Source organism: Stenotrophomonas sp. YJH_SMC_123 (assembly GCF_059368215.1).
The window spans coordinates 394,394-415,800 of sequence record NZ_JCAFRM010000001.1; the positions used below are offsets into that span (position 1 = coordinate 394,394).

20 protein-coding genes are annotated in these 21,407 nt (G+C 67.4%); 12 read left to right on the forward strand and 8 right to left on the reverse strand.

Features of this window, described 5'->3' with window-relative positions; all coding sequences use genetic code 11:
* The first annotated feature begins 109 nt into the window (after positions 1-109).
* The 4 genes from AC5P5W_RS01815 to AC5P5W_RS01830 all read left to right on the forward strand — a co-directional run bounded on the left by AC5P5W_RS01815 (position 110) and on the right by AC5P5W_RS01830 (position 5,022).
* On the forward strand, positions 110-1,774 hold the full coding sequence (locus AC5P5W_RS01815; RefSeq protein ID WP_495220793.1) for a sensor domain-containing diguanylate cyclase: 1,665 nt from the start codon (positions 110-112) through the stop codon (positions 1,772-1,774).
* Between the two features lie 34 nt (positions 1,775-1,808).
* Positions 1,809-2,531 (forward strand): pseudouridine synthase, encoded by a 723-nt coding sequence (locus AC5P5W_RS01820; RefSeq protein ID WP_014646467.1) that lies wholly within the window; start codon positions 1,809-1,811, stop codon positions 2,529-2,531.
* A gap of 117 nt (positions 2,532-2,648) precedes the next feature.
* Positions 2,649-3,719: a diguanylate cyclase gene (locus tag AC5P5W_RS01825; RefSeq protein WP_197574148.1), complete on the forward strand. Its 1,071-nt coding sequence runs from the start codon at positions 2,649-2,651 to the stop codon at positions 3,717-3,719.
* A gap of 142 nt (positions 3,720-3,861) precedes the next feature.
* Positions 3,862-5,022, forward strand: coding sequence for an AAA family ATPase (locus AC5P5W_RS01830; protein WP_014646469.1), 1,161 nt, complete (start codon positions 3,862-3,864; stop codon positions 5,020-5,022).
* Between the two features lie 30 nt (positions 5,023-5,052).
* On the opposite strand, the gene AC5P5W_RS01835 is transcribed toward AC5P5W_RS01830, so the two are convergent.
* Positions 5,053-6,000, reverse strand: a complete 948-nt coding sequence (locus AC5P5W_RS01835) for an EamA family transporter (protein ID WP_197574147.1) — start codon at positions 5,998-6,000, stop codon at positions 5,053-5,055.
* A gap of 79 nt (positions 6,001-6,079) precedes the next feature.
* Between AC5P5W_RS01835 and AC5P5W_RS01840 the strand changes: the two genes are divergently transcribed.
* A complete protein-coding gene (locus AC5P5W_RS01840) occupies positions 6,080-6,694 on the forward strand; it encodes a Pr6Pr family membrane protein (protein WP_032956806.1) in 615 nt (204 codons plus the stop codon).
* Here the strand turns inward: AC5P5W_RS01840 and AC5P5W_RS01845 are convergent.
* Together AC5P5W_RS01845 and AC5P5W_RS01850 are read right to left on the reverse strand one after the other, a co-directional pair.
* Positions 6,615-7,490 carry a DUF72 domain-containing protein gene (locus AC5P5W_RS01845; RefSeq protein WP_075075653.1) on the reverse strand — a complete coding sequence of 292 codons (876 nt, stop codon included), beginning with the start codon at positions 7,488-7,490 and terminating at the stop codon, positions 6,615-6,617. The two genes, AC5P5W_RS01840 and AC5P5W_RS01845, sit on opposite strands and share 80 nt — an antisense overlap.
* Positions 7,487-7,930: a VOC family protein gene (locus tag AC5P5W_RS01850; protein WP_014646472.1), complete on the reverse strand. Its 444-nt coding sequence runs from the start codon at positions 7,928-7,930 to the stop codon at positions 7,487-7,489. Before AC5P5W_RS01850 ends, AC5P5W_RS01845 begins: the two co-directional genes overlap by 4 nt.
* A gap of 110 nt (positions 7,931-8,040) precedes the next feature.
* On the opposite strand from AC5P5W_RS01850, the gene AC5P5W_RS01855 reads away from it, so the two are divergent.
* The 3 genes from AC5P5W_RS01855 to agp all read left to right on the forward strand — a co-directional run bounded on the left by AC5P5W_RS01855 (position 8,041) and on the right by agp (position 12,936).
* Positions 8,041-9,603 (forward strand): serine hydrolase, encoded by a 1,563-nt coding sequence (locus AC5P5W_RS01855; RefSeq protein ID WP_041863194.1) that lies wholly within the window; start codon positions 8,041-8,043, stop codon positions 9,601-9,603.
* Positions 9,604-9,759: 156 nt separating this feature from the next.
* Positions 9,760-11,592, forward strand: a complete 1,833-nt coding sequence (gene smrA, locus AC5P5W_RS01860; protein WP_164076965.1) for a multidrug efflux ABC transporter SmrA — start codon at positions 9,760-9,762, stop codon at positions 11,590-11,592.
* A 120-nt stretch (positions 11,593-11,712) separates the two neighbouring features.
* Complete coding sequence (gene agp / locus AC5P5W_RS01865) at positions 11,713-12,936, forward strand: bifunctional glucose-1-phosphatase/inositol phosphatase (protein WP_197574146.1); 1,224 nt, start codon at positions 11,713-11,715, stop codon at positions 12,934-12,936.
* Between the two features lie 9 nt (positions 12,937-12,945).
* Here agp and AC5P5W_RS01870 read toward each other — a convergent pair whose 3' ends face one another.
* Positions 12,946-13,944 (reverse strand): polysaccharide lyase, encoded by a 999-nt coding sequence (locus AC5P5W_RS01870; RefSeq protein WP_046429697.1) that lies wholly within the window; start codon positions 13,942-13,944, stop codon positions 12,946-12,948.
* 211 nt (positions 13,945-14,155) lie between these two features.
* On the opposite strand from AC5P5W_RS01870, the gene AC5P5W_RS01875 reads away from it, so the two are divergent.
* The gene (locus AC5P5W_RS01875; protein ID WP_046429698.1) at positions 14,156-14,392 is read left to right on the forward strand and encodes a hypothetical protein; all 237 of its coding nucleotides are present in this window, start codon (positions 14,156-14,158) and stop codon (positions 14,390-14,392) included.
* A gap of 89 nt (positions 14,393-14,481) precedes the next feature.
* Here AC5P5W_RS01875 and AC5P5W_RS01880 read toward each other — a convergent pair whose 3' ends face one another.
* Positions 14,482-16,290 carry a DUF885 family protein gene (locus AC5P5W_RS01880; RefSeq protein ID WP_197574145.1) on the reverse strand — a complete coding sequence of 603 codons (1,809 nt, stop codon included), beginning with the start codon at positions 16,288-16,290 and terminating at the stop codon, positions 14,482-14,484.
* Between the two features lie 112 nt (positions 16,291-16,402).
* Between AC5P5W_RS01880 and AC5P5W_RS01885 the strand changes: the two genes are divergently transcribed.
* Positions 16,403-16,759 carry a GFA family protein gene (locus AC5P5W_RS01885; RefSeq protein WP_014646478.1) on the forward strand — a complete coding sequence of 119 codons (357 nt, stop codon included), beginning with the start codon at positions 16,403-16,405 and terminating at the stop codon, positions 16,757-16,759.
* On the forward strand, positions 16,756-17,571 hold the full coding sequence (locus AC5P5W_RS01890; protein ID WP_032956827.1) for a DUF4349 domain-containing protein: 816 nt from the start codon (positions 16,756-16,758) through the stop codon (positions 17,569-17,571). The genes AC5P5W_RS01885 and AC5P5W_RS01890 overlap by 4 nt, the downstream gene beginning before the upstream one ends.
* A 31-nt stretch (positions 17,572-17,602) precedes the next feature.
* On the opposite strand, the gene AC5P5W_RS01895 is transcribed toward AC5P5W_RS01890, so the two are convergent.
* Both AC5P5W_RS01895 and AC5P5W_RS01900 read right to left on the reverse strand, forming a co-directional pair.
* Positions 17,603-17,896 (reverse strand): hypothetical protein, encoded by a 294-nt coding sequence (locus AC5P5W_RS01895; RefSeq protein WP_005408721.1) that lies wholly within the window; start codon positions 17,894-17,896, stop codon positions 17,603-17,605.
* A 68-nt stretch (positions 17,897-17,964) separates the two neighbouring features.
* Positions 17,965-18,909, reverse strand: coding sequence for a LysR substrate-binding domain-containing protein (locus tag AC5P5W_RS01900; RefSeq protein ID WP_014646480.1), 945 nt, complete (start codon positions 18,907-18,909; stop codon positions 17,965-17,967).
* 115 nt (positions 18,910-19,024) lie between these two features.
* Between AC5P5W_RS01900 and AC5P5W_RS01905 the strand changes: the two genes are divergently transcribed.
* Complete coding sequence (locus AC5P5W_RS01905; protein WP_049406973.1) at positions 19,025-19,897, forward strand: DMT family transporter; 873 nt, start codon at positions 19,025-19,027, stop codon at positions 19,895-19,897.
* A 588-nt stretch (positions 19,898-20,485) separates the two neighbouring features.
* Here AC5P5W_RS01905 and AC5P5W_RS01910 read toward each other — a convergent pair.
* Positions 20,486-21,388 carry a peptidylprolyl isomerase gene (locus AC5P5W_RS01910; RefSeq protein ID WP_075075656.1) on the reverse strand — a complete coding sequence of 301 codons (903 nt, stop codon included), beginning with the start codon at positions 21,386-21,388 and terminating at the stop codon, positions 20,486-20,488.
* Positions 21,389-21,407: the final 19 nt, after the last annotated feature.

A 21,407-nucleotide genomic window follows, 5' to 3' on the forward strand; every position in this document is an offset into this window, starting at 1 on the left:
ACGCCCGTCGGCGACTTTGGTCTACACGTGGGCTGCAGCCGCGGCTGCGATAATGCCCGGCAGGGGCGACGCGCAGTGGGCGCGGGCGTAAGCAGGAACAGGACGTGGCGTGGGCGGCAGGCAGGGGCAGTACGGAACGGGAGCGGTGCTGGTCGTGCTGCTGGTGTGGTTGGCAATGCCGTGGCCGCTGTCGGCGGCCGTAGCCGAAGCCGGGCGTGACTACCTGCTGGTCGGTGCGGCGACCGATGAACCCACCCCGCATCGCGCATGCACGCCGGAGATGCTGGCGGGGCCACGGCAACAGGTGCAGGTGTCCGCGCCAGCGGGCGGCTGGTCGGGCCAGCCGCAGGCACTGGACGTGTTCAATGTGTTCGCGGGCGAAGTCCGCGTGCAGCATGGGGATCGCGAAATCTGCGGCAACATGCACGATGCCCGTACCCGTGATTCCCGGTTCCGCGCAGGCATCGGCCTGGTCGCGGTGCCGCCGGCGGGCAGCCATGAACCGTTCCTGGTGTCATGGCAGACGCCGCTGAAGGCGCGCTGGGTACCGACCCTGCGGCTGGGCGCGCCCAGTCCCGTGCAGCAGAACGATACCGCCCGCCTGCTGGTGCGCGCGGCCTGCATTGCCGTGGCAATCGCACTGGCGTTGTCGGCCCTGATGGCCTTCCTTACCACCCGCGACCGCAGTTTCCTGGTCTACATCGCCGGTACCACCGTGCTGGTGCTGTGGCAGGCCATTCTCGGAGGGCTGAGCGGCTACCCCGAGCCATGGCTGCCGGTGGGTGAGCGCAGCGCGTGGTGGCTGCTGTCGTTGACCGCTGCATCCCAGGCGCTGGTGCTGCCCGCGTTGTGGCGACTGAACGGCGGCGACCGCCTGCTGCCGCGATCGCGCCCGATGCAGCTGCTGGCGCTGTGGGGATTGCTGGCGCTGGCCGCGTGGGTGCCCTGGCTGCAGCGGGACAGCCTGGCCTGGGTGGCGCAGGGCCTGCAGGTGTCCTACCTGCTGGGCTGCGGCCTGGCATTGATGGCCGGGGTGTGGGCATGGCTGCGCGGCGACCGCTGGGCGCAGGCGGGGTTGGCGGCGCTGGCACCGATGCTGGTGTTGATCCTGGCCGACGCCTGCCGCGCTGCGTGGTTGCTGGAGTACCGCGTGGAGGCACTGCAACTGTCGGTGACCTGGCTGCTGATGATGGCTGCCTATGCGCTGAACCAGCGGCTGGGCAGCCTGCGCCAGCAGCGCGATGAACTTCGCCAGCTGGCCGAGACCGATGGCCTGACCGGGCTGCCCAACCGCCGTGCCGGGCTGCAGCAGCTGGCACGGCACCTGGAACGGGTCGATCGCGAGCGCGGCCCGCTGGTGATCGGTTTCCTCGATATCGACCTGTTCAAGGACATCAATGACCGCCATGGCCACGCCGTGGGTGACCAGGTACTGGTGGCGGTGGCACGTGCATTGCGTGCCGCGGTCCGCAGCCAGGACCAGGTGGTGCGGATGGGTGGCGAAGAGTTCCTGCTGCTGATGCCGGGCATGCCGCGCGAGGCGGCATCGGCGCGCCTGGATCGCCTGCGCCAGCACCTCACCGAGGCGGCCCGGGCGCTGCAGGTGCCCGGTCTGGAGGTCACCGCCAGCATCGGCCTGGCGCAGTGGCGGCCGGGCGAGGACGATCTCGCCGCGCTGCTGCGCCGGGCCGACCACGCCATGTACGTGGCCAAGCGTGCCGGCCGCAACCGGGTATTCGACGGCGAAGAACTCGATCCGCCGCCCCCGGCATGAAGCGCAGCGGGCGGGGATGCCGGATAATAGGGCGATGACCACCCGACTCAACAAACATATCGCCGACACCGGCTTCTGCTCCCGCCGCGAGGCCGATCGCCTGATCGCCGCCCGCCGGGTCACCGTCAACGGCCATCCGGCCGGCACCGGCGCGGTGGTGGGCGAGGAAGACCAGGTGCTGGTCGACGGCCAGCCGCTGCGCGCGCGCGTGGCCCGCAAGCCCGGTGCCCGCCGCCATGTCTACATCGCGCTGAACAAGCCGGTCGGCGTCACCTGCACGACCGAGACCTCGGTCAAGGGCAACATCGTCGACTTCGTCGGCCATGAACAGCGCATCTTCCCGATCGGCCGCCTGGACAAGGAGTCCGAAGGCCTGATCCTGATGACCAGCAACGGCGACATCGTCAATCAGATCCTGCGCGCCGAGAATGGCCACCAGAAGGAGTACCTGGTGGCGGTGAACAAGCCGGTCACCGACGAGTTCCTGCGTGGCATGGCCCGTGGCGTTCGCATCCACGACCAGATGACGCTGCCGTGCAAGACCTCGCGCATCGCCAAGTTCGGTTTCCGCATCACCCTGCAGCAGGGCCTGAACCGACAGATCCGCCTGATGGCGGCCGAGTTCGGCTATCGGGTGACCCAGTTGCGTCGCGTGCGCATCGACAACATCAAGATCGGTGCGCTGAAGCCGGGCCAGTGGCGCAACCTGACCGAGCAGGAGCTGCAGGGCCTGCTGCCGAGGCAGCTGGACTGGTAAACGGCTTCTGTAGAGCCGAGCCCATGCTCGGCTGCTCTTTTGTCCGGGTGCAGCCGAGCATGGGCTCGGCTCTACATCAGCTAGACTTCGCGGTGACCTGCCGGAACGTGACGCTGCATGATCAAGCCCGACAAGCCTGCCAATGAAGCCCTTCGGCTTGAGGCGCTGTACCGCTACCGTATCCTCGATTCGGAGCGTGAAAAATCCTTCGACGACCTGGTGGTGATCGCCAAGGCGGTCTGCGGCACCTCGATGGCGGCGGTGACCCTGATCGACGTCGAGCGGCAATGGTTCAAGTCGATCCAGGGCATCGATGCGGCAGAAAACCTGCGCAGCGAATCGATGTGCGGCCACGCGATCCTGCAACCGCAGCAGATCATGGTGGTCGAGGACGCGCTGCAGGACATCCGCTTCCACGACAATCCGGTGGTGGTGGGCGATCCGCACATCCGCTTCTATGCGGGCGCGCCGCTGATCAGCTCCGATGGCCTGCCGCTGGGCACGCTGTGCGTATTCGATGCGCAGCCACAGCACCTGGCCAGCGACAAGGCTGAAGCGCTGGCGGCGCTGTCGCGGCAGGTGATGCTGGTGATGGAACTGCGCCGCTTCGCGCTCGACATCCAGAAACACATGCTGGAGCGCGATGACTACGAGCGACTGCTGTCTGAGTACCAGGACGTACTGCTCGCGCAGAATGCCGACCTGGCCGAACAGAGCCGCACCGACGCGTTGACCGGCCTGCCGAACCGCCGTGCGATGGCGGCAGCGCTGGAAGAGGCGGTGGCGGTGAACGGAGACCAGCCCGGGGGGGCCTGCGTCGCGCTGCTGGACATCGACCATTTCAAGCACATCAATGATTTCCAGGGCCACGCCACCGGTGACCGCGTGCTGGCCGAACTGGGCGTGCTGCTGCGTTCGCATTTCGCCGGTCGCGGCATGGCCGCGCGCTATGGCGGCGAGGAATTCGTGGCGGTGATGCCGGCTACCGACCTGCGCACCGCCGAACTGCAGTGCGAGTTCCTGCGCCTGGCCGTGGCTGAACTGCCGCTGGGATTCCCGGTCACGATCAGTATTGGAGTGGCCCAGCACCAGCCCGGTGAAAGCGTGGATGACACGCTGGCACGTGCCGACAAGGCGCTGTACCGGGCCAAGGGCAATGGCCGCAACCGGGTGGAAGTGGCCGGCTGAAGCATCTGCCGCCCGCGCGGTAAACGGATGCCGCTCCAGTAGATCAACGCGACGCGTGGATGCTGTCACCGATTCACATCGCGTCGCAGCTCCTGCGATCAGAACCGGGCAGCATGACCCCCTGGTTCCCCGGACGCCGACCATGCTGCAGACCCTGGCCATCGCCCACTATCGTTCGCTGCACGGGCTCGTACTGCCGTTGCAGCAGTTGAATGTGGTGACCGGTGACAACGGCAGTGGCAAGTCCAGCCTGTACCGTGCCCTGCGCCTGCTGGCCGAGACCGCGCAGGGCGGCGTCGCGGCGGTGCTGGCCCGCGAAGGCGGGCTGGGCTCGGCGCTGTGGGCGGGTCCGGAAAAGATGGACCGTCGGGTTGCTGCCGGCGAAATCCCCCTGCAGGGCGGCCCACGCCAGGAATCGGTGGGATTGAAGCTGGGCTTCGCCACTGACGAATTCGGCTACGCCATCGATCTGGGCTACCCGCCGCCCAGTCGATCGGCCTTCGCACTGGACCCGCAGATCAAGGCCGAGGCGATCTGGGCCGGCCCGTTCCTGCGCAGCGCCAACCTGCTGGTCGATCGTCGCGGGGCGATGGTGCGGCAGCGCCATGCGCGCGGCTGGGATCTCGTGGATGACCGGTTGTCGCTGTTCGACAGCCTGTTCACCCAGGTCGGCGATCCGCAGCGCCTGCCGGAAACCATCGCCCTGCGCGAGTACATCCGGCGTTGGCGCTTCTACGATCATTTCCGCAGTGATGCCGATGCCCCGGCGCGGCAACCGGCGATGGCCACGCGCACGCCGGTGCTGCATCACGACGGCCGGGATCTGGCGGCGGCCTGGGTCACCATCCTCGAGATCGGTGACCCGGTGGCGTTGGCACGCAGCGTCGACGATGCGTTCCCGGGCGCCACGGTCGGCTTCGAGGAGCTGGATGGACGCTTGGCGCTGCGTTTCCACCAGCCTGGGCTGCTGCGGCCCTTGTCGATGGCCGAACTGTCCGACGGCACGCTGCGCTTCCTGCTGCTGGCCGCTGCGCTGCACACGCCGCGTCCACCGCCGCTGCTGGTGCTCAACGAGCCGGAGACCAGCCTGCATCCGGACCTGCTGCCGGCGCTGGCGCGGCTGATCATCGCAGCCAGTGCGCGCAGCCAGGTATGGGTGGTGTCACATGCCAGCCGGCTGATCGCGGCGCTGGAACAGGCGCCGGGGTGCCATTCGCTGCATCTGTACAAGGAACAGGGCCGCACGCTGTTGAGCGGGCAGGGCCTGCTGGATGCACCTGCATGGCACTGGCCGCAGCGTTGATGCGGCCATCCACGCCATGCGTGGATGCACTCAATCGGCGATGTTGCGCGCCTCGGCCGTGCCAAGAATCTCCGGATGCTGCACCGGCTTGCGGCGGTTCAGCAGCGGATGCAGGAACACGGCGCCTACGATGATCGCCACGCCGAGGTAGAACCACGGGGTGACTTCGTGCTGCTCGCGCAGCAGCACCACCGCCAGCACCACCGCATAGACCGGCTCCAGGTTGGTCACCAGCTGCACCGTGTAGGCGCTCAGGTGGCGCAGTGCGACCAGGGCCAGGGCAAACGGCAGCAGCGTGCAGAACCCGGCCAGCACCAGCAGCAGGATGCCGTCGTGCAGGTCCGGGACCACCCACAACGGGCTGGCCAGCGCAGGCAGCAGGTAGGGCATCAGCGGCGCCAGCAGGGTCAGGGTGAGGGTGCCCGCACCCAGCTCCAGCGCGGTGACCGTGAGCGGATCGGCGTGGCTGACCATGCGCTTGTTGAGCGAGCCGAACACTGCCACCAGCAGCGCCGAGATCGCGCCGATCAGCACACCCAGGCGCATGCCGTCGGGCACGCCACCGACCACCAGCGCGACACCCGGCAGCACCGCCAGGCCGAACGCCAGTTCACGCAGCTGGAATGGCCGCTTGGCCACCCACGGTTCGATGATCGAGGTGAACACCGGCGCCAGCGCGATGCAGGTGGCGGCCACCGACGCATTGGCCAGCTTTATCGCGCCGTAGAACGTCAGCCAGTGCAGGGCGACCAGGGCGCCGATGCCGGCATAACCGGCCACCAGCCGCACTGGCAGCGTACGCAGTCCACGCCAGACCCGCGGCAGCAGCGCCAGCATCGCCGTCACCAGCAGCATGCGCCACCACACCAGCGGCAGTGCGGGCAGGGTGATCAGCTTGCCGAGGATGGCGGTGACGCCCCACAGCAGGACACAGAAGTGAATCTGCCACAACGCTTTGCGGGTGTCGGGTGTGCTCATCCGCCTATTGTGCGGCAATCGCACGGCCGCCGGCGATGCCTGTGGCATGCTCGCGGAAACTCCCCAGGGGAACCCCGCAATGGCTGCCAACCGTTCCGCCCAGCGTGCATGGGCAGCGCTGACTGCACTGATGGCGGCCACCTCGTTGCTGCTGCAATACCTGTTGCTGCTGCATGGCCCCGGGGCGGCTGCCGGGGTCGGCATGGCGACGCTGCGCTTCGTTGGTTACTTCACGATTCTCAGCAACCTGGCGGTGTGCCTGGGATGCGTCCGGCTGATCCGTGCGGGTGTGCTGAACGCGACTGTCGCCGCGGCGATCGCGTTGTGCATCGGGGTGACCGCGTGCATCTACGTGCTGGCGTTGCAGGGGCTGTGGCAACCCACCGGGCTGCAATGGTGGGTCGATGCCGGCCTGCACTACGCTGTGCCGGCGCTGTACCTGCTGGGGTGGTGGTGGCTGCTGCCGCATGGCGCGCTGCGCTGGCGCGCACTGGGCGGGGTGCTGCTGGTACCGCTGGTGTACCTGGGCTGGGCGATGCTGGTGGCCGAAGTGACAGGACAGGCGCCGTATCCGTTCCTCGAACTGCAACGCCTGGGGCTGGCGGCGTTCCTGCTCAACGTGCTGCGCGTTGCGAGCGTGTTCGTGGTGGGGTGGACCCTGCTGTGGGGGCTGGACCGCTGGCGCTGTCGATGAGGCGCTGCAGGGCCATCGCTGCCGCCGGGTTGCGCGCTTTGCCTGCGCCGATGCACAGCAGGTAGACCTCGCGCGGGGCCTCCGCAGCGGGCCCGGCCAGGCAGGGCAGGTCATCCACGGGTTCACCGCGTGACCAGCGGCGCGCGCGTTCGGCCCAGCGTTGCTGCACGGGCGCCGGCAGGCCCTCGTTCAAGCGGGCCTGGCTGCGCTTGATCCGCGCATAGACGAAGCCGGCACTGACATCACCGTGCAATGGCGCCTCGTCGCTGTCCTCGATCACCAGCGCCACGCCATGGCGGCGGGCGGCGTCGACCAGTGCCGGGCCATGTGCCTCGGCGTTGCGGACCTCCAGCGCATGCTGCAGCGGCACCCCGTCCAGCTGCTTAGGCAGCTGTGCCATCAGCGCCTCCAGTGCATCGGCGTCGGCCGGGTGGCGCGGATCGAACTGCCACAGCAATGGGCCGAGCCGGTCACCGAGCGCCAGTGCCGCCTGCAGGAACGGTGTGGCCGCTTCCACGGTGCTGGACAGGTCGCGTCGCTGCACCAGGTAGCGCGGCGCCTTCATCGAGAAGCGGAAACCGTCGGGTGTCTGCGCAGCCCATTGCGCGCACTGGGCCGCAGTTGGCGTGCGGTAGAACGTGCCGTTGATCTCGATGCAGCGCAGGGTGCGGCTGGCGTGGGCCAGTTCCTCCCGCTGCGGCAGGCCTGCTGGATAGAACACACCGCCGCGCCATTCGGGAAACACCCAGCCGCCGATGCCGCAGCGGATCTCTGCCTGCCGGCCGGCCGTGGTCACTGGCCGTGGTCCGTGCGCCACGGGTCGTAGCTGCCGAACCACCACAGGTAGCCTTCCGGGTCGGCGCAGGCGTAGCCGCGTCCGCCATAGTCCTGGTCGGCGATGTCGATGACGATGCGGGCACCGGCGGCCTTGGCCCGCGCGTAGTGCGCATCGGCATCGGTGACGATCACGCAGGCGCTCTGGGTCTGGCGTCCGCCGACCTCGTCAGGCAGGGCAGCGTGTTTGCTCCACGCACTCTGGTTGCTGGCCGAGCCCAGCATGATCATGCCGCTGCCGAAGGTGAGCTGCGCATGGAAGACCGTATCGCCATCGGCGTAGACGGCCTGGGCATGGAAGCCGAAGGCGCGCTGCAGCCAGTCGATGGCGGCCTGCGCGTCGCGATAGCGCAGGCACGGAATGATCGTGGAGCCGCTGCTGGGTTGGCCGTTCTCGCCCATGACACCCCTCCTATGGCACAGGGCAGGATGCGCCGCCGGACGTTACCATCCCGCGAAACCCCGGTGACGGCCTGCACATGGCCGCCACCCCTGTTCGGAGATCGTGCTGGATGAAACCCTGGATCGGAGGAGCCGTGCTGCTGGCGTGCACGACCATGGCGAGCGCGGCGACCCCGCCGCCGCTGCAGGACCTGGATGCGACCGTCGAGCGCGTGCGCGCGCAGTTCGACGTGCCCGGCATTGCCGTAGCGGTGGTCAAGGATGGCGAGGTGGTGCTGGAGCGCGGCTGGGGCGTGCGCGAGCAGGGCAAGCCGGAACCGGTGCAGGCCGATACGCTGTTTGCCATTGCGTCCAACACCAAGGCGTTCACGGCCACCTCGCTGAACCTGCTGGCGGAAGAGGGCAAGTTGAAGATGGACGACAAGGTGATCGACCACCTGCCGTCGTTCCGCATGTCCGACCCGTTCGTGACCGGGCAGATGACGATCCGCGACCTGCTGTCGCATCGCAGCGGCCTGAGCCTGGGCGCCGGTGACCTGCTGTTCTGGCCAACCACGTCCTACAGCAACGCCGAAGTAGTGCAGCGGCTGGGCAAGGTGCCGCTGAAGGGCGGCTTCCGCGAAAGCTATGCCTACGACAACATCCTGTACGCGGTCGCCCAGCAGGTGATCGAGCACGTCTCGGGCGTGAGCTACCAGCAGTTCCTGCAGACCCGCATCTTCGACAAGGTGGGCATGGCCGGCACGCGCTACAACGCCGACCACCTGAAGCCGGGTGACACGGCGGCGGTCGGCCACGCCAAGTACGATTTCAAGGACCTGCGCACCGTCGCACCGCTGACCTGGTCGAACAATGCCGGCGCCGGTGGCATTTATTCCAGTGCGCACGACATGGCGCGCTGGATGCAGGTGCAGCTGGCCGAAGGCAAGCTGGCCGACGGCACTGCGCTGTTCAGCGAAAAGAGCCAGCAGCAGATGTGGCGGATGATCACCCCGCAGTCGATCCCGGCGCCGAGCGTGCCGGAGCTGGCACCGGCACGGGCCAACTTTGCCGGCTATGGCGAAGGCTGGAGCCTGAGTGACTATCGCGGCCGGAAACTGGTCTGGCACACCGGTGGCTGGCCGGGCATGGTCTCGCGCTTGACCCTGGTGCCGGGCGAGAAGCTGGGCGTGGTGGTGCTGACCAACCAGGAAGTGGGCGCGGCGTTCAACGCGATCACCCTGAGCGTGCTTGATGCCTATCTGGGCGGCGACAAGCACGACTGGGTGGACGCCTATGCCAAGGCCGTGGCCAAGGGCCAGGACAAGGCCGACGAGGCCTGGGCCAAGCATCAGAGCGCGCGCGACAAGGGCAGCAGGCCGTCGCTGCCGCTGGCCGGCTACACCGGCACGTTCCGCGACCGCTGGTATGGCGACATGCAGGTCAGTGCCGCAGGCAAGGGCCTGCGCCTGCGCTTCATGAAGACCGCGCAGCTGAGCGGCCGCCTGGAGCACTGGCAGCACGACACCTTCATCGTGCGCTGGGATGACCGCTCGCTCAACGCCGATGCGTTCGTGAACTTCAGCCTGGACCCGGACGGCAAGGTGCGCGAGGTGCGCATGCAGTCGATCTCCGACCTGACCGATTTCAGCTTCGATTTCCAGGACCTGCTGTTCACCCCGGTCAACGAATGAAGGTAGTGCCGGCCGCTGGCCGGCAACCTCATGATCTTCCGAAATGCCGCAAGGGTGCCGGCCAGCGGCCGGCACTACCGGAGCGGCGGCGATCATCGGCTGGCGTACACATCCGGCGTGGGATACTTCGCCGCTTGCAAGAGGCGAGGGAGTGCGATGTTCCGTTGGTTTGAATCCCTGATCCCGGTGTTCCCGCCCGTGGATGGGCGCATGCCACCGCGCAAGGTGCTGCCGTTCTACCTGCACTACCTGCGCCCGGTGTGGCCGGTGCTGCTGGCGACCCTGATCGCCGGCCTGCTGCTGGCGCTGGTGGAAGTGGCGATGTTCGATTACCTGGGCCGCATCGTCGACATGGTCGCCGAGCAACCGGGGGCCGATTTCTTCAAGCACCATGCCAATGAACTGGGCTGGATGCTGTTCATCACGGTCATCGCGCGGCCGATCCTGGTCGGCCTGCACAACCTGCTGGTCAACCAGGCGATCGTGCCCGGCCTGAGCAACCGCTCGCGCTGGCTGATGCACAACTACGTGGTGCGGCAGAGCCTGAGCTTCTTCCAGAATGACTTCGCCGGCAGCGTCGCCAACCGGGTGATGCAGACCGGTACCTCGCTGCGCGAGTCGGCGGTGCAGATGGTCGACTCGCTCTGGTACATCGTGGTCTACACCGGCACCGCGCTGTACCTGTTCGCGCAGGCGGACTGGCGGCTGATGGTGCCGCTGGTCCTGTGGCTGCTGGCCTATGCGGTGATCATGGTCTACTTCGTGCCGCGCGCGAAGGAACGGGCCTGGATCGCGTCCGAAGCGCGTTCCAAGGCGATGGGCCGCATCGTCGATGGCTACACCAACATTCCCACGTTGAAGCTGTTCGCCCATGGCGGGCGCGAGCAGGCCTATGTGGCCGAATCGATCCAGGAACTGGCGGTCAAGCACCGCGCGCAGACCCGGGTGACCACCGGCATGGACCTGACCATCGCCATCGTCAACGGTTTCCTGATTGCCGGTACCTGCGGGCTCGCGCTGTGGTTGTGGAATGGCGGCCACATCACCGTCGGTGCGATCACGCTGGCGACCGGCCTGGTGATCCGCATCCACAACATGTCCGGCTGGATCATGTGGACCATCAATGGCATCTTCGAGGACATCGGTACGGTGCAGGACGGCATCACCACCATCGCCCAGCCGCTGACCGTGCAGGACCGCGAGGACGCGGTGCCGTTGCAGGTGACCCGCGGTGGCGTGCACTTCCAGGACATCCACTTCCACTACGGCAAGAAGGGCGGCGTGATCGCAGGCCTGGACCTGGTGGTGAAGCCGGGCGAGAAGATCGGCCTGGTGGGTCCTTCCGGTGCCGGCAAGTCGACCCTGGTCAACGTGCTGCTGCGCCTGTACGACCTGGAAAGCGGCCGCATCCTGATCGACGACCAGGACATTGCCTACGTCACTCAGGAAAGCCTGCGCCAGCAGATCGGCGTGGTCACCCAGGACACCTCGCTGCTGCATCGCTCGATCCGCGACAACCTGCTGTACGGCCGTCCGGACGCGACCGATGAGCAGTTGCGCGCTGCGGTGGCCAAGGCGCGTGCCGAAGCCTTCATCGACACGCTGGTGGATGGGCAGGGGCGTCGTGGTTACGACGCACATGTCGGCGAGCGTGGCGTGAAGCTGTCAGGTGGCCAGCGCCAGCGCATCGCCATTGCCCGCGTGCTGCTGAAGGACGCACCGATCCTGGTGCTGGACGAAGCGACCTCGGCGCTGGACTCGGAAGTGGAAGCGGCGATCCAGGACAGCCTGGATGAGCTGATGGGCGGCAAGACGGTGATCGCGATCGCGCACCGGCTGTCGACCATCGCACGCATGGACCGGCTGGTGGTGATGGACCAGGGCCGCATCGTCGAGACCGGCAGCCACGCCGAACTGATCGCCGCCGGTGGTCTGTACGCGCGCTTGTGGGCGCGACAGACCGGTGGTTTTGTGGCCGCCGATCAATGATTGCTTTCGGGGTCGGAGCCTTCTCTGCGAGCAGGATCCGACCCTGGCCACGTATGCCTTGGGGTCGGATCCCTTTCCGCAGGAAAGGGCTCTGACCCCAACGTGTTTCCGGAGACCTGCATGATCCGATGCCTGCGCCCGCTGCTGCTGGCACTTGGCTTGGCCACAACGGCCGCAGCCGCGGCACCGACACCGGTGCAAGGCGACCAGCTCGAGCAGGTCGTCCTGCTCAGCCGCCACAACCTGCGCGCGCCGGTGGTGGCGTCGGGCGCCCTGGCCCATGCCACGCCGGAGCGCTGGCCACGCTGGGACGTAGGCCCCGGCGAGCTGACCACCAAGGGCGGCGTGCTGGAAGTCTACATGGGGCGCTACATCGGCCAGTGGCTGCGCCAGGCGCAATTGTTGCCGGCGTCGGGTTGCCCGCAGCCGGCTGACTTCCACGCCCATGCCAACAGCCTGCAGCGTACCCAGGCCACCGCGCAGTTCTTCATTGCCGGTGCGTTTCCGGGCTGCCATGTTGCGGTCGAACAGCGCATGGCGCTGGGGACGATGGATCCGCTGTTCGACCCGGTGATCCACAACGATGACGCGGCATTCCGCAAGCGCGCGCTGGCGGCAATGCAGCAGGCGCTGACAGCATCGGATCTGGCACCCGCACTGTCCGTGGTGGAGGAAATCACCCGTTACCCGCAGTCGGCGGCCTGTACGGGGCGCAGCGACTGTCATCTGGTGCTGGGCGACACGACCTTCAATGCGGAGCCGGGCAAGGAGCCACGCGCTTCGGGTTCACTGGCACTGGCCAGCGGTCTGGTCGATGCCCTGCTGATGGAGCATTACCAGGGAAGTGGCGTTCCGCGCGAAGGTTGGGGCCGCTTGAACACGGAAGGCCAATGGATGGCGTTGGCGCAGATCCGCAACCGCTACCAGGACATCCCGTTCGGAACACCCGCGGTGGCGCGTGACGTGGCCGCTCCGCTGTTGGCGCGCGTGGATGCGTCGTTCGGTGATCCGGCGTCGCCGAAGGTGATCCTGCTGGTCGGCCATGATTCCAATATCGGTTCGGTGCTGGCGGCGATAGGAATCGGTGACTACAGCCTGCCAGGCCAGTTCGAGAAGACGCCGATCGGTGGCCTGCTGCAGTTCGAGCGTTGGCGTGACCGCCAAGGCGGTGGCGAGCGTTTCCGCCTGGCCTACGTCTATCCGACCACCGCGCAGCTGCGCGATGCCGTGCCGCTGACCGAGGCGCAGCCGCCGGGACGCGTCGCACTGCCCTTGCCGGGCTGTGACCGGCAGGGCTGCAGCCGTGCGCAGTTCCAGCAGCTGCTACAGCGGGCCCGTCGCTGAAACAAGGGGCTATCGCAGCGGCGTGCGCACGATGCCCTGCGCAGCCATCAACGTAAGGTCGCCGCCCAGCCGTGGGGAACGGAACGGTCCGCGTGCATGCGCGGCATCGAACAGGCCGCCATCGGGTGAGCGCAAGCGGTAGAACTCGACCCAGCCGCTGGCCTGCAGGGGCAGCTGTGCAACGCCGGTGTGTTCGTTGAACCATGCAGGGTCCTTGCTGCCTTCGATGACGCGGCGGGCAAGACGGTCAATGGCGTGATCCCTGCTGGCGTACCAGTCCTGGCCGCGCAGCCGTGCCAGCTCGGCCATCATCACCAGCGGCGCCAATGCGTAGTCGTGGTAGTGCAGGGCGCGTTGCCCGCGCGCCATCTCCAGCGGCAGGCTGCCATCGTCCTGGATGTCATCGACGCCCTTCTGGAAGGCGGCGTGGCCGGCTTGCCACAGGGCATCGTCGTCGGTGGCCAGTCCGGTGGCCAGCACGCCCAGGCCGCCCCAGTAGTAGTGGTTGTTGCGGCGCCGTTTCGGATTGTTCCAGTACGCCAGGTTGGCCCGGGCCAGCCTCTGCAACCACGGATCGATGCGCGCGCGCTGCCGGGCATCTGCCTGGTCGTGCACCTTCAGGTAGGCCATCGCTACCGCATCGAGCATCCACTGCCGCATGTAGAACGACTGGTTGTTGTTGACCCGGATCATCTGCCCGAGCATGGCGCCGTCGTCGGCCCACGCACCCAGCCAGTTCAGCGTGCACTGTGCGGCTGCCGGGTCACCGTCGCGCAGGTAGTCGTCGCTCATGCGCGCCACGTCGGCGGCATAGCGGTCCAGCGGCGCAGTGGCGTCCTTGTTCTGCTGGCGAAGTGCCGGGTCGATCACCGAACCAGCCTTGTCGGTGTAGTAGCCCAGGGCACGGATGTCGGGCTGTCCCGCCGGTGGCGGCGGGCAGGCAGCGTAGGCAGGAGTGCTGGCCAACAGCGCGGGCAGCAGCGCAAGACGCAAGAGGGGGAGAGACATGGACGCCGGCGGAAGGGGGAACCTGGCGAAAGATGCGCCCGGAGTTGTTCGCCAGGTGTGAGGTCACGCACGCCCGATGTGCAACGGTTCAGGACCGGAGCGGCTCCAACGTGGCGGGAAGGATGCGTTGCCCTGTAGGCGACGCGTGCCCTTCTGGGCTGCGGGGTTGCGATGTAGTCTGCGGGTGATTCACCTACTCTGGAGATCGACCATGAAAATCACGGACTTTCTGGTAATGGATCACTATGGCGACCAGATCGACGCCGATCCCCATGGCAACAACATTGCATTCTGCTGTTTCGACTGCGGGCATCCCATACTGGCCGTCGCGCTGGAGAACCAACGTGGGTTTGATGAAGTGCATCCGGCGGCATGCCGGGGCTGCAAGGTGAAGTACTTTCTTGATATCCGCAGCAATGCCGGGAAGCTGTACATACACCGGATGTGAGGCCGTCGGGCGCTTCAAACGAGAACGGCCCGGGAAGCCCGGGCCGTGAGGTGCTGCCAGAGCCGCGGGGCATTCAGCCCCGCAGCCGATCACTCGATCGGCTGGTCCAGCATCAGCTGGCGTGCGAAACGCACCGGCGGTGCGCCGTAGGACAGTACCTGGTCGTGGTACGCCTTCAGGTTGAACTTGTCGCCCAGCTTTTCCTGCACCGCCTTGCGGGTGTCGAAGTGTTCCTGCGCACCCACGAAGTAGGTCGGCAGCTGCGCCGAGGTCAGCTGCGCGCGCACCCACTTGCCGGCCGCTTCGCTTTCCTGCTGGAACGCGTCGTGGGTCATCAGGTGCATCGCCTTCTCGCGATCCCAGTTGTCCACGTGCACGCCCTGGTCGAGGATCGCGTTGGAGATCGTGCGCAGGTAGAACTTCAGCTGCACCAGGTGGAACAGCGGGTCGTTGTCGAGGTAGCCCTGCTCCTGCATCATGCGCTCGGTGTAGACCGCCCAGCCTTCGGCGAACAGGCCCGAACGCAGCACCGCACGCAGGGTGGAGGGGAACTTGGCCGAATGCCAGCCCTCCAGGTAATGGCCCGGGGTGCCTTCGTGGATGCTCAGCAGGTGGATCATGCGCGAGTTGTATTCACGCAGGAACGAGTCGACCTGCTTCTCGTTCCAGTCGTCCGGAATCGGCGACACGGCGTAGAAGGTCTTCAGGTTCTTGTCCAGCGGGCCCGGAGAATCGCAGTAGGCCACGGCCACGCCACGCTGGAATTCCGGCATCAGGATGATGTCCACCGGCGCATCGGGCAGGGTCACCAGGTCGTGCTCGCGCACGAACGCGGTGGACTGCTCCAGCGCGGCCTTGGCATCATCGACCACCTTGTCGCGCGCCGGCTTGTCGGCGTAGGCCAGTTCCAGTGCGGCCTCGATCGCCTTCTGCTGCTGCTCGTCGGTCGGCTGGGCCGGCATCTCCGGCGCACCCGGCTTGTCCTTCAGTACGGTCTGCGCGATGCCGTACATGTCCTCGCGCACGCGCTTGAGTTCGGCGCGTGCACGCTCACCGATCTCCTGGCGCGACAGCGAGGAGCTCAGCGCGAACTTCAGCTTCTGGTCGTACTTTTCCGCACCAATGCGGAAGTCGCCCTTGGCGTTCGGCACCAGGGTCTTGTCCAGCCAGGTCTGCTGCTCGTCCACGGCCTTCTTCAGGCCGTCGATGGCGGCCTGCAGGCGCTGCTGGTCGGCCTGCGGCAGTTCGCCGATGTGCGGGGTGATGAAGGTATCGACGATGCTGAGGATGCCCTTGTTCTGCTTGGCCACCGTCTCGGCATGGATCTTCGGAACGCGGGCCGGATCCAGGTTCTCGCGTGCCTGGGCGAAGATCGCCGGCAGCTTTTCCATGCGCGCGGTCGCCGACTTCAGGCGTTCCGGCAGCGGTGCGAACTCCCGGGCCATCAGGCCATAGATCGCGCTGCCGGCGATGCCGTTGTACAGCTGCGGGTCCCACTTGCCGGACTGGAGCACTTCGGCGTTCCAGATTTCCGACTGCAGCTGGTTGCGCAGGATCGCCGCGTCCACCTGGTTCTCGCGGCCCAGCTTGGCCACCTCGATCTTGTCCAGCTCGCCCAGCAGCGCCTTGTAGGCGGCCACGGTCTTCTGCTGGCCGGCGGCGCTCAGGTCGTCCAGTTCGCCGTCGTAGCGGTGGTCACCGATCTGGGTGGCGCTGACCGGCGACAGCTGCATCCAGGTGTCCAGGGCGCGCTTGGACAGATCGGCGAAGGCGGCATCGACCGCCGCGTCACCGGCCTGCTGGCTGGTGGCCGGGGTGGAAGCGTTGGTCGGGGCGTCGGCAGGCTGGCAACCGGCCAGCGCAGCGACCAGGGCGAGGGCAAGAAGATGCGGGCGCATCGGCATTCCTGTACGGGGTCAAACCCTGAGCATAGGGCCCCGTCGCTGCTTTGTCCCCGTGCCATAGGATTACCATGGGCGGTTTCAAGGACCCTCCAAAGGAGCGCAGGACATGGAATACCAGGGAAGCTGCCATTGCGGCAGGATCGCATTCACCGTACAGGCCGAGGCGCCGATCAGCGACGTCATCGACTGCAACTGCTCGATGTGCCGCCGTCGCGGCAGCCTGCTGTGGTTCGCCCCGCGCGAGGCGTTCCAGCTGGCCACCGATCCGGCTGACGTGGCCACCTACCACTTCAACAAGGCGCATATCGACCACCACCACTGCCGCCAATGCGGTATCGCCCCCTACAGCGAAGCGATCGATCCGCGTACCGGCACACCGATGGTGGCGGTGAACGTTCGCTGCGTGCCGCAGGTCGATCTGGCCGGTCTTTCGGTGACCTCCTACAACGGAGCCGCGCTGTGAGGCCGCTGTGCGCGTGGACGCGCACGCTGGCAGTGCCGGTGCTGCTGTTGGCACTGGCAGCCTGCGCCAAGAACGGTGAGCGCGCTGCAGAGGCGGGCGCGACCGCGGCCGATGCCGCTGTTGCTTCGCCGGAAGGCGCATTCCTGGCCTACGAACATGACGTGCAGGTGCAGCTGGAGGCGGCGCAGATCGCACCGCGCATCCAGCAGATCGCCCAGGCCTGCCAGAGCGCGAAGTTCGGCGACTGTGCAGTGTTGCAGGTCGACCAGCGCGGCGGCGAGCAGCCCAGCGGTGAAGTGAAGGTGCGCATCGCGCCGAAGGGCACCGAGCCGCTGATCGCGATGGCCGGTGAGGGCGGCACGCTGCAGTCGCGCAACACGCGCGCGGAGGACCTCGCGCAGGAAGTAGCGGACACCGCGCTGACCAAGTCCCGGCTGGAGAAGGAACACGCGCGGCTGTTGTCCTACCAGGACCGCAAGGACCTGAAGATCGAGGACCTGATGGCGATCACCACGCGGCTGTCGGAGATCGAAGCAGGCGTCGAGCAGGCCAACAAGGATGCCGCACAGCAGCGTCGGCGCATCGATACCCAGCTGGTGACGATCCACTTCGACACCACCTCGGGCCAGCGCAGCCGCAGCGAGATCGGCGAGGCGCTGAGCGAGTCGGGCAGCATCCTCAGCGGCAGCATTGCGTTCCTGATCCGCGCCGTCGCCGCGTTGCTGCCGGTGGGTGTGCTGGCCCTGGTCGTGGCCTGGGGTGTGCGGGCGTGGTGGCGTCGCCGCCGTCGCACGCTGCCGCCCACCCGCTGAGGTGACGGCTGATGCCGGCAGGGAGCCGGCGTCAGCCCTCGTCGGTCTCGTACTCGACGAACACATCCAGCTCCAGCGCCAGTTCCTGCACCGCGTCGCGCACCTTCTGCGCGGTGCTTTCATTGCCGACTTCCACTTCCAGCTCGTGGATGCCCGGGCCGATGTCATCGGACAGCCCCGCCGAACTGGAATCGTCGTCGTCCATGTGCGGCATCAGGTCGTCGGTTTCCTCGACATGTTCGATGCCCTCCAGGCCGAGCAGCAGGTCGCTGATGGCGCGGGCGTCGTCTTCGGTTCCGGTGATGCGCAGTCGCAGCATGGCCATGGCGTAGGTACGTTGTGGAGTTGCCTGCAGCCTAGCCAGCGCCGGGCAAAGAACGGGTGAGGGCGCAGTCAGGCGCGTGTGGCCGGGCGTCCGAGCAGGCTGTCCGGCAATGCGGGAATCGGCGTGCGTTCGTCCTGCGCCTGCTCCAGCAACCAGTCGATGAACAGGCGTGCGGCCGGGCTCGGCGGTTGTCCTTCGGCATGCACCACGTGATACGCATAGCGCGCCTTCAGCGCCGGGCCGGGCAGGCGTACCACCTCGTAGCGCTGCAGGTAGGGCTGCGCGATGTGGGTACGTGCCAGCACCGCGCCCATGCCGTACACCGCTGCACGCATCGCATCGGTGCTGTCGGCGAAGGTGTGCATCGGCGGCAGCGGCGAGGGCGGGCGCACGCCGGCATGACGGAACCAGTCGCGCCAGCCCTGCGGCGACAGGTCGGTCAGCAGCGGCAGGTCGGCGATGCGCGCCGGATCGACCAGTGCTTCGACCCCGGCCAGCGCCGGCGAGGCCACCGGGAACAGGTAGTCGTCCATCAGGTGCTGCGCACGCAGGCCCGGCCACTGGCCCAGACCGTAGCGGATGCCGACTTCCGGCCCATTGTCGTCGTAGCGATCCAGGCCGCTGCCGGTGTGCAGCTCGATGCGGATGTGCGGATGGGCCTGGGTGAAGCGCGGCAGCCGTGGCAGCAGCCAGCAGTAGGAGAGCGAGCGCAGCGTGGTGATCCGCAACGGCACGCTGTCGGCATCCGGCTGCAGGTGATGGGCGACGGCCGCGACATCGGTGAAGGCGGCGCTGGCGGCGTCGGCCAGTTGCCGGCCCTCGGCGGTCAGGCGCACGCCGCGGGCGTGGCGCAGGAACAGGCGTACTTCCAGCACTTCTTCCAGCCGGCGCACATGGTGGCTGACCGCGCTGGCGGTCAGGTGCAGCTCCTGCGCGGCCTGGGCGAAGTTCTGGTGGCGCGCGGCGACCGCGAACACGGCCAGTGCGGGGAGCAGGGAAGGGCGTAGCTGCATGTCGAGCCTCAAACCATATTTGTGGCTGGCAGCGATACTACGCGCTTGTGCGGCTGGCGTCTGCGCCCGATCCTGTCTGCCTTGACGAGGAATTGACGATGGACGGAGGCGAGGCATGAATGCGGTCCCACAGGCAGCCGAGCGCGACTGGCGCACACCGCTGGAGTTGACCCTGCTGGGCGCCATCTGGGGCTGCTCGTTCCTGTTCATGCGGGTGGCGGTGCCGTCGTTCGGCCCGTTCGCGCTGGTCGAGGTGCGGCTGGTGCTGGGCGCGCTGGTGCTGCTGCCGTTCCTGTGGCGTGCCCGCGCGCAGTTCCCACCGCGGCGCTGGCTGTGGCTGGCACCGATCGGGCTGATCAACTCGGCGCTGCCGTTCGTGCTGTTCGCCTACGCGGCCGAGCGAGCCCCTGCGGCGATCGGCGCCATCTGCAATGCGATGACCGTGCTGTTTGCCGCGCTGATCGCCTTCCTGTTCTTCGGCGAGAAGATCGGCATGCGCCGCGCGGGCGCGTTGTTGGTCGGCTTCGCCGGCGTGGTGGTACTGGCCACGGCCAAAGTCTCGGGCCTGAGCATCGGCACTGCAGTGCTGGCTGGTGCGGCGGCCTCGCTGCTGTACGGCCTGGGCGTGAACCTGGTGAAGCGGCACATGACCGGCCTGCCCTCGGCGGCGGCCGCTGCTGCAACGCTGTCGTGTGCCTCGCTGTGGATGCTGCCGATGGCGGTGACCCACTGGCCGCAGGCGGCGATTCCACTGAAGGCGTGGGGCGCGGCGATTGCCTTGGGCGTGGCCTGCACCGGGCTGGCGTTCCTGATGTTCTATCGCCTGATCGGTCGTATCGGCCCGTCGCGGGCGTCGACGGTGACCTACCTGATTCCGCTGTTCGGCGCGGCGTTTGCGTGGTTGTTCCTGGGGGAGGCGGTGACGGTGCAGATGTTGATTGCGGGTGTGTTGATTCTGGGCAGCGTGGCGGTGAGTCAGAAGGGCTGAGCGCGCCGACGCACTGGTAGTGCCGGGCGCTGCCCGGCAGCTCTTTTCCGCGCCTGCGGAGAGGTGTCACTTTCTTTGCTCGTGCAAAGAAAGTAACCAAAGAAACACGCCGCCAGGCCGCGAGCCGGTGCTGCGCACCGGTGCCCTGCGCTCCTCGGCCCGTCGAGGGACGGCGCGGGAACTCGCTGCGCTCAGACACCCGCGCCTCTTCGCCCTCGCCAGACCTGCGGTGCTCGGCTCGCTCAAGGCGGACTGGAAGGTCAAGATCAACAGCAAAAGCATCCACGCATTGCGTGGATCTTCTGGGTGCAGCTGTGGCCTTTGAACTGGGTCCGCCTTGAGCGACCCGAGCATCGCAGGGGAATCAGGGGCGAAGAGGTGCCGATGTCCTGTAGAGCCGACTGCTAGTCGGCAGCCTTGTGCACACCGTCCCCTGATTCACCGAGAAGCGCAGGGGACCGACGTGCGAAACACGGCGGCTCGCGACCTGGCGGCGCGTTTCTTTTGGTTACTTTTCTTTGCGTACAAAGAAAAGTAACGCCCATGAACAGTGAAGCACCTTCAGCACGCGTCACGCGCAGGAAACCATCAGCGCACCGGCACCGGAATATTGCACAGATCGATATGCCCGGCCGGGCGCTTGTAGAAATCATCCACGCGGTTGCGCCGCGCCTCCACCGTATCGGCGAAGGTCTTCGAGTCGGTACGCAGTACCTGGATCGGCGTGCGCTCGGCTGCCGGCACGTCGCTGGCGCGGCGGATCGACACGATCGGCGTGCGCAGTGTCGGGTCGGTGTAGAAGCCCATCGGCGCCGGCCCGCGCGGCGTCGCGCTGAGCAGCTCCATGCCCTTCAGCACGCGACCGACCAGGGTGATGTTGCGGTCCAGTTGGCGCGGCGACTGTCCGGTCACCACGTACAGTTCGGCACCGATGCTGCTGTCTTCCTCGTTGCTGCGGCCCGCGCCCAGCATGCCGTAGCAATGTGCCAGCCAGGCCTTGCCGGCCTGCGGGTCCTGCCCGACCGGGAAGCCGTCGACAAAACCGGTCTGCGCGGCCCAGCCATCGCGGTCCGGCAGCACGGTGACCTTCAGGCCGGCGCTGGCGCGCTCGAACTCGGCCGGCAACTTGCGCGCGGCGCTGCCGAACGGCTTGGCCTTGGCTGCGTCATCGGCGTCGGCATCGCCGAACTGCACCACGAAGTTGTCCTGCGAGCGGTAGATGCTGGTGCCGTCCCAGAAATGCTCGTGGGCGAAGGTCTGGATGTTGGCGACATGGCGCGGGGCGAACTGCGGTGCCAGCTCGATGATGACCCGACCGGCCGGCAGGTCCATGTACAGCAGGTTGGCCGGGTCCGGGGTGCGCCAGTCGCTGGCCGCCGAGGCGTCGAGGATCTGCTGAGGGCTGCGGTAGGGCGTGGCCGCGCTGGCCAGGGCGGGCAGCAGGCAGGCCAGGGCGAGGGCGGTCAGGGCAAGGCAACGGCGGTGCGGCATGGGAACCCCGGAACATGAA